The sequence below is a fragment of the Flavobacterium pectinovorum genome, assembly GCF_022802975.1.
GTDB lineage: Bacteria > Bacteroidota > Bacteroidia > Flavobacteriales > Flavobacteriaceae > Flavobacterium > Flavobacterium pectinovorum_B.
The window spans coordinates 71922-84271 of sequence record NZ_JAFEVZ010000004.1; the positions used below are offsets into that span (position 1 = coordinate 71922).

The following is a 12350-nucleotide window of genomic DNA, read 5'->3' on the forward strand; positions in this document are numbered from 1 at the left end:
TTGTTACTGTCTGCGCTAATTTTGCATATCCAAAAACAATAAAAATGAGACTATTTGACGATACCGAAATGTTTTCGAGCGGTACCGGAGGCAAAAAACTATTTGATGTTCCTGATGCTGACCTGCTTTTAATCGATAACTTTTTTTCGAAAGAAGAATCCGATTATTATTACACTCTTTTACTCAACCAAACACAATGGCACGAATATGACATGCCTATGTACGACAAAATAGTTACCGCTCCCAGAATGGTCTCCTGGTATAGTGGCCCCGATATAGCCGAATCTAATCAAAAATGGCCAAATGAGCTGCAAGTGATTAAACAGCGTATAGAAAATGAAACCCTTATAAAATTTAATGCTGTATTACTCAATCTTTACCGAAACGGAAAAGATGGTGTGGGCTGGCATAGTGACAAAACTACCAGCAGTAATAAAAACATGGATATTGCCTCTGTTACTTTTGGAGAAACCAGAATGTTCAGGCTCAGACACAAATTTAGAAAGGAAATTCCTCCGATTGAAATTCCGCTGCATCATGGAACTTTTTTACTGATGGCCGGTGCCACGAACAGTTTCTGGCAGCATCAGGTGCCCAAAACCTCCCGTGATGTTTTGCCGAGAATTAACCTGACTTTTAGAAGGGTTATGGAAAAATAATATCAGGCATTTTTACTTTTTAGGTACACTTTTAATTGCTGATTTTTGATTAACGATTTTTGATTTCTAATCTAAAAAACCGCGCCAAATCGACAATCAAATATTTAGCCACATCAATATCTTAAATAAAAAAATCGTTAATCCTCAAACGGCCCTAAAAGGCTGAACAGGCGAAGCAATCTGAAATTTCTTAACTTAAAACATTACTTGCGATCGGATTATGACAAAAAATCCGAACTTATTCCTTAATTGAACAAGTTCGGATTACTCTTGAAAATATTTAATTCTTACTGCAGTAATACTGCTTTAACCCTTAGGTATCTTTTGGTTTTAGTACTTACACCCGGCAGGTTACTTTATATCTTAAATGAGACTCCTAATCCTAAAACTGTTATATCACTCTCTTTAGCCGAGATTCCATTGTAAATCAAAAAGGCGTCTATTTTAGTATTAGTCCATCCGAATTTTGCCTGATAGAAAAGCCCTCCGCCTACATCATCCAGTCCGGCAGCATAACCAATATCTGCAACATATACAAGATGTTTACCAAATAAACCGCGCCCTGAGGCTGCTATCGGAATAAAAGAAAAATCGTCATAATCAATATCCAATCCATCAACGGTTTCTGTTTTTCCAAAAAACCTGGAGTATCCTGTTGTAGCTCCTAAGCTTAAATTTTCATTGATTTTAATAAAGTATAATGACGCATCTACGGCGGCATTAAAAGATGATACATCTGATGCGTCTCCAGCCGGAAGAGCTGCTAAAGCACCTACTCTCAATTCCTGAGCATTCACTGTTAAGCCTGAACAAACAAACACTGTTAATGCTAACCATCTCAATACATGTAATTTTTTTTTCATAAAAAGATATATTAAATTTATTAGACTAAAATTAACAATTAAATATAAGTTTTTTATTATCAATACAATGTTTAACAATTGTTTAATCTTGAAGAATGGTCTGGAAAAAAACTCCCTATTGTTATTGTATTCCAAATGAAAAACTATTTTAATCTTACAACCTTCCTATAAAAAAAACAGAGTGCTTCGCAATCCTGAAAGCTTTTGGGGCTACTAAACGTTAAAAGGGATCAGCCTGGAAAGCAGGAATATGAAAAAACAATATCTGATATTGCTTTTCCTGTAATAAAATCACTATAAATGATGACTGTCAAAAAACGACTGAGTTGTACTATTGTAGTGCTTTAAATAAAATTACATTTATGAAAACGAAATTACTTTTATTATTACTCCTGCTGGCGGGAGCAAATTTACATGCCCAATATACGAGCATTCCTGATCCCAAATTCGAGGCTAAATTAATTAGCCTGAAAATTGATGATGTTGCCGATGGAAGAGTGCTGACTTCAAAAATCAATACTTTGACTTCATTACATATTCCAAGCAGTTCGATTACTGATTTGACCGGAATTCAGGATTTTACAAAATTGACTTCCCTTACCTGCTATGGAAACAGTATCATTAGCTTAGACTTAAGTAAAAATACAGCCCTGGTTAGGCTACAATGCCAATCTAATAATTTGTCCCATTTGGATTTAAGTAAAAATACGGCTCTGACTGAATTGTACTGTGGCTCTAACAATTTGTCCAGTCTGAATTTAAAAAATGGTAAAAATACTTTACTAAAGACGCTGAATTTTATCCAAAACTATTCTCTTTCGTGTATTACGGTTGATGATGTTGCATACGCCAACGCCAACTGGGCTGATACAAAAAATGCAAACGCATTATTTACTTCTTATGAATGTTCTACGGTTACACTCATTCCTGATGCTCAATTTGAAAATAAGCTAATTGCACTTGGTATTGATACCGATGGAACAAATGGAGTCGTATTAAACAGCAGTATTGCAACACTATCCGTATTAGACGTTTCAAATAGTTCGATTGCTGATTTAACCGGAATAAAAGGATTTACCGCCCTAACATCCTTAAATGCCTCAAAGAATTTATTAAAATCGATAGACCTTTCGCAAAACAGCAGTCTGAAAACATTAAATTGTTCGAATAACGCATCACTAACCTGTATTCAGGTTACTGATATTGCTTATGCAACGAATAACTGGACGACCACAAAAGATGCCGGAGCCCGTTTTAATCTCGACTGCAGACCATACACCCTTATTCCTGACAAAAACTTTGAAGCTAAATTAATTGCTTTAAACATCGATGATACTGCTGACGGAAAAGTAATGACTGCCAAAATTATCAATGTAAAAAACTTAAATCTTTACAACAGCTCTATTACTGATTTAACCGGGATTCAGGATTTTACCGCATTAACAAGCCTGGAATGCAGTTCTAATAAAATAAGCAGTCTGGATGTTAGTAAAAATACCGCACTGGTTACTTTCAGCTGTAATTCAAACAGCCTGACAAGCTTAGATGTAAGCAAAAATACTGCTTTAACTACTTTGAGTCTGAGCCGTAACAAAATAAGCAATATCGATATAAGCAAAAACATCTTATTAACCAATTTTCAATGTGAATCCAATCAGTTAAGCAGCCTGGAAGTCAACAAAAATAATGCTTTAAGCTATTTTGATTGCGGTTCAAATAATCTGACCACTTTAGATGTAAGTAAAAATACTGCGCTTACCACTCTTCGCTGCAGTGCAAATAAACTCACCTCCTTAAATTTAAAAAATGGGAAAAACACCCTTTTAACCTCTTTGAATTTTTCCTACAACTACAATATTTCCTGTGTTATTGTTGACGATATAGCTTATGCGATTGCAAACTGGAATAACCAGCAAGGAGTTTATCCTTTATTTTCACCTTATGACTGTTCAATAAGTACCCCTATTCCTGACTCCTTATTTGAAGATAAATTAATTGCGCTGGGAATTGATACCGACGGCAAAAATGGGGTGGTACTAAACTCGAGTATTGAAAAAGTAACGACCTTAAATGTTTCTAACAGCTCTCTTACTGATTTGACAGGCTTACAAGGGTTTACAGCTTTAAAAACGTTAAACTGTGCAAACAACTCATTAAAAAGTATTGATCTTTCTAAAGCTAAAGCTTTTACTACTCTGGACTGTTCCGGCAATGCATCACTTACCTGTATTCAGGTGGCAGATGTTGCCTATGCTACCAGCAACTGGATCGTAAAAAAAGATGCCACTGCAAATTTTAATTTAGACTGTAAAGCGTACACCCTTATTCCGGATGCCAAATTTGAGGCTGAATTAATTGAATTAAAAATTGATGATGTTGCCGATGGTAAAGTATTAACCTCTAAAATCAGTCCATTAAAATCATTATATCTTTCTCACAGCGGGATTAAGGATTTAACCGGGATTCAGGATTTTACAGTATTAACAATCCTGGAATGTAACTCTAATGATATAGCCAATTTAGACGTAAGCAAAAATACAGCTTTGACAAGTCTGAGATGCAGCTCAAATAAACTAACGTCTTTGGACATTAGTAAAAACATCGCTCTAAGTTATTTAGATTGTTCCGAAAACCAATTAACCGGCCTGGATGTAAGCAAAAATATTGCTTTATCCTATTTAAATTGTTCTAATAATAAACTCAATAATCTGGATGTTACCAAAAATACTGATTTGTCAACTTTAATTCTTGAGGCTAACCAAATAAAAGCAGTAGATGTAAGCAAAAACGTGAAGCTGAATTACCTGAACTGCCGTAATAATAAAATAACAACCTTAAATATTAGTCAGCATCCAAATCTGAACACTTTATATTGCAATTTAAACCAGTTAACGGCTTTAAATCTAAAAAACGGCAAAAATGACAAATTACTCGGTTTAGATTTTTCTGACAACCCTTCTCTTTCCTGTATTTGTGTTGATGATGTTGCTTATGCGAATACCAATTGGGCGAGTAAAAAAGAAGCTGCTGCATACTTTACGACTTATGATTGTTCGACAACTACAGCAATTCCAAACGGTCTGTTTGAGGACAAGCTTATTGCCCTTGGTATTGATACCGATGGTAAAAACGGACACGTATTAATTTCAAGCATAAAAACACTAACCGTTTTAGATCTTTCTAACAGTTCCCTTACTGATGTAAGAGGTATAGAAGGTTTTGCTGCTTTAAAAACTTTAAATGTATCCAATAATCTATTAACCTTTTTAGATCTTTCCAAGAATAGTGGTTTAACAACCTTAAATTGTTCGAAAAACACCTCCCTTACCTGTATCATGGTTGCCGATGTTGCCGCCGCAAAAAAATGGACAACAACCAAAGACACCTCAGCTGATTTCAATCTGGACTGTAGGGCCTATACTGCTATTCCTGATAAAAATTTTGAAGCCAAATTAATTTCTTTAGGGATTGATGATTTACAAGATGGAAGAGTACTGACTTCTAATATTATTACCGTAAAAGATTTAAATATCAGCAATAGTTCCATTATTGATTTAACAGGTATTCAGGATTTTGCCGCATTAATAAATCTGACAGCCAACAGTAACAAAATAACCAGCTTAGATGTAAGCAAAAATGAATTATTGGAAAGTTTATTTGTGAATAACAATGCTCTTACCAGACTAAATGTAAATACAGCTTTGAAAAACCTATATTGTACAGCCAATCAAATCACTTCATTAGACTTCAGCAAAAATACCCAGTTAACGGTAATTCATTGTTACGATAACAAACTGACCCGTTTAAATTTAAAAAATGGAAAAAATACACTTGTATCTTCTGCCTGGCTTAATAGTAATCCGGATCTTTCCTGTATTCAGGTTGATGATGCTGCCTACGCAAACAGTAAGTGGATAAAAGATTCAGGCGCTTTTTTTACCACTTATGACTGTGCAACTGTTACAGGAATACCTGATCGTTTTTTTGAAGATAAACTGATTGCCCTTGGAATTGATACCGATGGCAAAAATGGTACAATACTTAATTCGAGTATCAAGGCGTTAAAAACACTAAATGTTTCTAACAGCTCTATTACAAATTTAACCGGCATACAAGGATTTACTGCCCTTACAGCTTTAGAATGCGGCACTAATAAATTGCAAATCCTTGATTTGAGCAAAAATAAAGCCCTGACTACTTTGGTATGTACTGAAAATCAATTAACAAGTTTAGATGTAAGCGAAAACACAGCTTTAACAAAACTGAATGTATCAGCAAATCAGCTAAGCAATCTGGATGTAAGCAAGAACATTCTCCTGACGGATTTAATTTTAGATTCGAATAAATTATCCTCGCTGGATTTAAGTAAAAACACGGCTTTATCACAGCTGAATTATAAAAATAACACTATAAACAGTTTAGATATCAGTCTGAATACCAATTTAAGTGTTTTAAACTGCAGCGGTAATTCAGTTTCAACCCTGGATGTTGAAAAAAACACCAAGTTGGAAACCTTAATCTGCAGCAGCAACAAGTTAACGGCCTTAAATGTAACGAACAATACGCTTTTGAAAGTTTTGGATTTTAGTACAAATCAGATAAAAAATACTGACCTTTCCAAACATAAATTTTTAACTCAGTTGCTTTGTAATATTAATCAATTAACGACCCTTGACATCAGTAAAAACAATGCTTTAACTGATCTGAATTGTTCATCAAATCAATTAGTGAGCCTGAATTTAAAAAACGGCAACAACACCAGGTTTAATGCTGCTGCAATTCATTTTGAAAATAATCCAAATCTAACCTGTATCAAAGTCGACAACAAAACCTATTCTGATACAAACTGGGGAGCTCTAAAAGATGCAACAGCTAATTACGACACGGCATGTGGATTAAACCTGCCTGCAAACAATTTTACTGTGCTGACGAAAGGAGAATCCTGTCCGGGCGAAAATAACGGTGAAATAACGATAACGGCTACACAAGCATTCGCTTATGCCGCAAATGTAAACGGCCAGTCGAAAACATTTACTAATAACGCTTTAAACCTATCCGGGCTGACTCCAGGCAATTATACCATTACTATTACCATTCCCGGGGAACTTTTTGAGCAAAACTTTAACCTTACCATTGCAAAAGCAACAGCTATTACCGGAAAATCGAGTGTAGCTTCTAAAAATGTACATGTAGAAATTACCGATGGAACTGCCCCTTATGTTGTTTTTGTTGACGGAATTGAGCAATTTCAAACCAGCGTTTCGAGTTTCTCGATACCTGCAGAAGGAAGCCGTTTATTAGAAGTTAAAACAGCAAAAGACTGCGAAGGAACCTACAGAGAAAATATTGCCGACTTAGACATGGCTGTTTCTGCCTATCCGAACCCGACTTCCGGAATTTTTGAAATTGAATTGCCTCTAACCTACAAAGAAGTAAGCATAGAGATAAATTCTTTAGACGGTCGTCTGGTCTCAAATAAAAAGTACAGTATAGAAAACGGAACGGCACAATTAACCCTTGAAAATCAACCAGGCGGGGTATATATTGCCAAAATTCACTTAGGCCGTGTAAAGACAATGAAAATCATAAAAAACTAAACAATGAAAAATTTTATATCCCTGTCAATACTTACCCTCTTATTCATTTCCTGCAGTGGAGGCGACGACAATTCTGATACTGAGAATACCGCTCCAACAGTTCCGGTTTTAACCTTACCTGCTGACAATAAATTATGCGTTGATAATACCGTTAATTTGGAATGGAAAAAATCTACCGATAAAAATAAAGATGAGATTTACTATCAGATAGAAATAGCTTTGGACAATCAATTTGAACAAATTATACAAACCACCGAAAGCTCTTCAAATTCACAACAAATCGAACTGAATAAGAACACGGCTTACTATTGGAGAATTAAAGCAACAGACAGTGAGGGCTTATCAAGTGCCTTCAGTAAAACCTACAAATTTTATACAGCCGGTGATGCCGTCGTAAATCATTTGCCTTTTGCTCCAGAATTGGTGAGCCCGGCAGTAAACATAACATTGAATAACACAACTGCCGCTTTAAAATGGAACGCCACCGATGCTGATAATGATATACTAAGTTATGATGTGTATTTTGGATCCGTAAATCCTCCAACCACTAAAATAAAGGAAAACTATACCTCAAAAACGGCAGATGTAACCCTGCAGCCAGCAAAAGAATATTTCTGGAGAATCGTTGCAAAAGACAATAAAGGAGGGGAAACTGTTGGACAAATCTGGAAATTTAAAAGCAAATAAAATTATATTTAACCCGTTGGGTGAAATTGATTAAAAAGATCGATTTGATTATAAAAGTATAAAAATTGGCAGTGAAAAATCATTTACAACTTAAGGAATTGATGTCATCCTAAGCGGAGTCGAAGGTTTTTGAACACGAAAGAACTTCGACTAAGTTTATCCTGAGCGAAGACGAACGGACTCAGCCTGACACTCATTTTTAATTTCACCCAACGGGTTATATTTAAAAAACTGTTACCAAAAAATCCTGTTTTTCATTGATTTGAAAAACGGGATTTTTTTATAAATATCTTTCTCCATTATTAAGAGTCTACCCGTTGGTCATAATTAGTATTAAAAACGGTTCTCGATACAAATTTTGTAAAAAAGCTATTGCATTTTCACAAAATTTACTCGAACTGACGAGATGTTGTAACACCATTTTATATTGCTTTTTTGTGAAAAAATTATTCCTCGAACTGACCTTTTGATAATTACAATTAACGGATTAAGAGTCTGTTTAACAATAGCCTCATCGCTTTTTACGAAGCATTTTTTAATTTATCATTCACTATTTCCATTTTTCCTGATTTTTATTTTTTAAATAAAAATCAGGAAAAATGTGGCTTCCCATCACATTCAATTTTAACAATACTTTACGCTTTAAAATTTATCCAGTAATCGATTACAAATTTTCCCAAAATCAATTGTTTTATTTAGTTATTTTTATAAATTTACCATTAAAAAAATTGTATCCATATTTTTAATATTAAATTTTTATAAATTATGACAAAAAAATTACTCAAAAACAAATTAGCAATTGTACTCGTTTTGCTAGTATCAACAGCATTGGTACCGACTCAAATGATGGCACAGAAAAAAGTAGCCTATATACAATTCAGCAAGACTATGGATGCTACAGCTTCACAAACAGGCAGCGCAACGGTTACCGGAAGCGATGCTATTACCAGAATGCTTACAGCCACCGGTTTTACTGTTACCGTTTATTCGTGTGATGCTAATGGATTAGATCTTGCTACAAATGTAAATGTAGATGTAGAAATCGCTACGCTTGCACCCGATTTAATAATAATGCAGGAAACCTGGGGGTCTACTGCTAATGCTATCAAACCAACTGGAATACTTGCATTCAGAAAACTTGGTGCATTAAACATTCCCCTTATTTATAACAAGTCATTTACATTCCAAAAGGGAGCTAACAGAACTATAACTTCTACTACAGGAACAGCGTCTGATGTTGTAAGTTCAAGTAGTTTGGCTGTTCAAGTAGTTCCTGGCAATGAGGCCAACCCAATCTTTAGTGGAATCACAGGCACCAGCATTCCTATTTTCTTTGCAGGCGCTACTGATCTTGGAGCTACCGTAGCTTCTGGAGCCCTGGCAACTGCTGCTGTTAAAGGCCTTTCTCTTGTTAATGATTTAGAAATCACTACCCCTACCCCTGGCACTGCAACTTTATTAGCCGGTACTAGCGGAACTATTGCTGCTGGTACTGCTATTTCGACTACTTCAAACACCAATTCATTATTAATAAATCGTTTTCCTGCCGGAACTCAACTGGGAACAGATGTAAACGATAAGTTAGGCACAAAAGATATGATTACTTTTGCATGTAATTATGGAGCAATCGCTGCCGGAGATGGAAAAAATGTTACAAATGAATTTTTGACCCTTTGGAGAAATGCAGCTTATATTTTGACTGCACAAACAGTACCCACTACTTTATACACAAACCCCGCATTAGGCATTAATGATAATACATTAAAAGAAGCCAGTATTACTGTATCTCCAAATCCAACCAGCGGTTTAGTTACTGTTAATGGCGTTGCTGATGTAAAAACGATTACTGTTTTTAATGTTGCCGGAAAACTGATCCTTTCTATAAGTAATACAAATTCAGTTAATTTATCTACTCAGGCAAAAGGAGTTTATTTTGTGAAAGTAGAAACCGCAAATGGTACAGCTACTAAAAAAGTGGTTGTAAAATAAAACCGTTATTTTTATATCAAAAGAGGCTGTTTCATAAAAATGAAACAGCCTCTTCGTATTTCTTGATATCACTGAGTTATAAAACTATTTAAACCTTACTAAATTAGTGTCAATTCTCAAATTTTGAAAAAAAAATAAATCTTAAACAAACTCTTACCTTTTCTATTTACTATTTTTACCTTATTAAACAATCAGATCAATTTCGTTTTTAAATTTTTATTTATGTTCCCAAAAATAACTTTTGCTTTTGTGTTTCTTTTGCTTTTAAATTCATGTGCTGTTCAGCAAAAAAGCTTATCAGAAAATGACTGGTATGCATTTACAAAAACCAGTACCGAAAAACAAAAACCATCGAAAGTCTATGAGTTTTCAGACGGAGTAATCAGAATGTACGGAGAAACGAATGGCTACCTGATGTCTTTAAAAAGCTATAAAAATTTTGAACTTAGTTTAGCATACCGATGGAATATCGAAGAGCAGTTTAAAACAAAAAACAAAAAAAACAGCGGTGTTATGTACAACATCCCTGCTGATTATCCGGATAAGATCTGGCCAAAAGGAATTCAATTTCAAATAAAAGAAAATACTACGGGCGATTTCATCTTTCTTGATCAGGTAACTGCAAAAGTAAACGGCAAGCTTATTGAAGCAGGTGCCAGCGTAACTTCTGCCAAATTTAGCGAAAATGAAAAACCTTATGGTGAATGGAATACTATTGTGATCAAATCTTTCAACGGAAAAATCACACAATATCTTAACGGAAAACTGGTTAACGAATGTGTGGAAGCTACTGCAACAGAGGGTAAAATTTCCTTAAATTATGAAGGGGCTCCTATTGATTTTAAAAACATCATCCTCAAAAACATTTCCAAAGAATAAAATTATACCTCAACAAGTCCCATGACTAATGCTGTTTTTAAAGCTTCTGTTGTATTGGCTACCTGCATTTTCTGAATTATATTTTGTCTATGACGACGCACTGTATAAACTGAAATACAGAGTTTTTCTGCAATTTTAACGCTGTTATTTCCTTCTGACAGAAGATTAAGAATTTCCAATTCTCGTTTTGAAAGCAGGGTTTCTGCATAAGGCTTGTATTTTTCAGAAGCGATTACTTCACCAGTCTGCATATTTACAATCCTGCCGTCAATACCGGATCTTGCCTGAAAATCGGTCGACGGTGCGTATAAACAAAGTGCCAGCCAGATACTGCCGTTGGGATTTTTTTTAAGATAGATTGTCCGATGACTGATATAACGCCCATTCACTACTTCTGAAGTTCGCAAACGGCTAAAAGTACTGTATTTTCGATATTCGTCGCCGGGCAGGTTTTTAAGATATTGGAAATACTGCAATTCTAAAGCATGACGTTCCGTAACATCTTCCTGATTTATTTTATTGAAAATGCAGTCTTCAAAAGCAGAATCAATAACCGAATCTACTGACGGAAGACCGAAAAACCCTCCAAAACTACCGGTGTAAATATAACTGCAATCAGCCTGAAAATCAGAAAGAACCGCCACACATTGCTCAATAGCTACATAGGCAGAAACAGATTTTTTATAATCTTCTATATCAAAAATTTCCTCCTCCAAGAACTTTTGCTGTAATAATGTAGAAGTTAACTGATCTTCGATAGATTCCTTTGACATAACTGTTTTTATAAATTGGTTAATTTTACGTATTGCCGATGTAGTAAAGCAAATGTAAATTTGAAAAATTAAATTATGATTTTTATTTCTAACAAAAAATTTTATGAAACCAAATCTTCTTACTTATTGCACTTTTTTCGGGATTCTGCTTGTATCCTCCTGCGAAAAAAACGCTAAAAACAATACTGAATCTAAACCGGAAAACACTATTACAAAATCTACGGATTCTGCTTTTGTGCGCGGTACCGACTGCGACATTAAACTAACAAAAATTCATTTTACAAAATCAATTAATGGCGCAGATACACTCGCGAAAGTTGATATCAAAAACAATATACTCTTTCATGTTGGTGAGAAAAAAGATTATTTTTCAGATCCAAACAACAAATTATCCAACAATACTGCACCAATTCTTTTATCTAAACTGGACAATACCAAACCTTTTACACTTATCGCAAAAGTGAGTCCGGAATTCACAAAAACAGGATTATATAATGCGGGTGTTTTGTATTTGTATGTTCATGATAATTTTTATCAAAAATTTTGTTTTGAACAAGATGAACGCGGTAATCAGAGAATGGTAACCGTTCGTACAATTGGAACTTCTGACGATAACAACCATGACATCGTTAAGCAAAAAACTGTCTATATGAAAATTTCATCAGATACCCATACTGTTGCCAGTTACTATTCATTAGATAATAAAAACTGGCAATTGGTCCGACTATACAAAAACAATTATCCTGCATCAATTTGGACAGGAATCAGCACACAATGTCCGGTTGACAAAGGCACAACCAGTTATTTTGAAGAAATTTCCTTAGAACAAAAAAGCGTCAGCGATTTTCGTTTAGGAATTTAATTTTCAAGTATTATTGTAAAAAACTCCAAAACTATTGCTTT

8 protein-coding genes are annotated in these 12350 nt (G+C 34.7%); 6 read left to right on the plus strand and 2 right to left on the minus strand.

Features of this window, described 5'->3' with window-relative positions:
- Positions 1-44: 44 nt before the first annotated feature.
- Positions 45-659 carry an alpha-ketoglutarate-dependent dioxygenase AlkB family protein gene (locus tag FLV_RS07295; protein WP_243232384.1) on the plus strand — a complete coding sequence of 205 codons (615 nt, stop codon included), beginning with the start codon at positions 45-47 and terminating at the stop codon, positions 657-659.
- A gap of 356 nt (positions 660-1015) precedes the next feature.
- Here the strand turns inward: FLV_RS07295 and FLV_RS07300 are convergent, their stop codons facing one another.
- Complete coding sequence (locus FLV_RS07300) at positions 1016-1522, minus strand: hypothetical protein (protein ID WP_243232388.1); 507 nt, start codon at positions 1520-1522, stop codon at positions 1016-1018.
- Positions 1523-1884: 362 nt separating this feature from the next.
- Here FLV_RS07300 and FLV_RS07305 point away from each other — a divergent pair, with 362 nt between their 5' ends.
- The 4 genes from FLV_RS07305 (at position 1885) to FLV_RS07320 (ending at position 10674) form a co-directional block, all read left to right on the plus strand.
- Positions 1885-7119 carry a T9SS type A sorting domain-containing protein gene (locus tag FLV_RS07305; RefSeq protein WP_243232396.1) on the plus strand — a complete coding sequence of 1745 codons (5235 nt, stop codon included), beginning with the start codon at positions 1885-1887 and terminating at the stop codon, positions 7117-7119.
- A 3-nt stretch (positions 7120-7122) separates the two neighbouring features.
- Entirely contained in the window at positions 7123-7806 is a 684-nt protein-coding gene (locus tag FLV_RS07310) for a fibronectin type III domain-containing protein (RefSeq protein WP_243232398.1), read from the plus strand.
- Positions 7807-8571: 765 nt separating this feature from the next.
- The gene (locus FLV_RS07315; protein WP_243232400.1) at positions 8572-9795 is read left to right on the plus strand and encodes a T9SS type A sorting domain-containing protein; all 1224 of its coding nucleotides are present in this window, start codon (positions 8572-8574) and stop codon (positions 9793-9795) included.
- Between the two features lie 222 nt (positions 9796-10017).
- Positions 10018-10674, plus strand: a complete 657-nt coding sequence (locus tag FLV_RS07320) for a DUF1080 domain-containing protein (protein ID WP_243232404.1) — start codon at positions 10018-10020, stop codon at positions 10672-10674.
- 2 nt (positions 10675-10676) lie between these two features.
- Here the strand turns inward: FLV_RS07320 and FLV_RS07325 are convergent, their stop codons facing one another.
- Positions 10677-11447, minus strand: a complete 771-nt coding sequence (locus FLV_RS07325; RefSeq protein WP_243232406.1) for a response regulator transcription factor — start codon at positions 11445-11447, stop codon at positions 10677-10679.
- A 103-nt stretch (positions 11448-11550) separates the two neighbouring features.
- On the opposite strand from FLV_RS07325, the gene FLV_RS07330 reads away from it, so the two are divergent.
- Positions 11551-12309 (plus strand): DUF1349 domain-containing protein, encoded by a 759-nt coding sequence (locus FLV_RS07330; RefSeq protein ID WP_243232408.1) that lies wholly within the window; start codon positions 11551-11553, stop codon positions 12307-12309.
- The last annotated feature ends 41 nt before the right edge of the window (positions 12310-12350 follow it).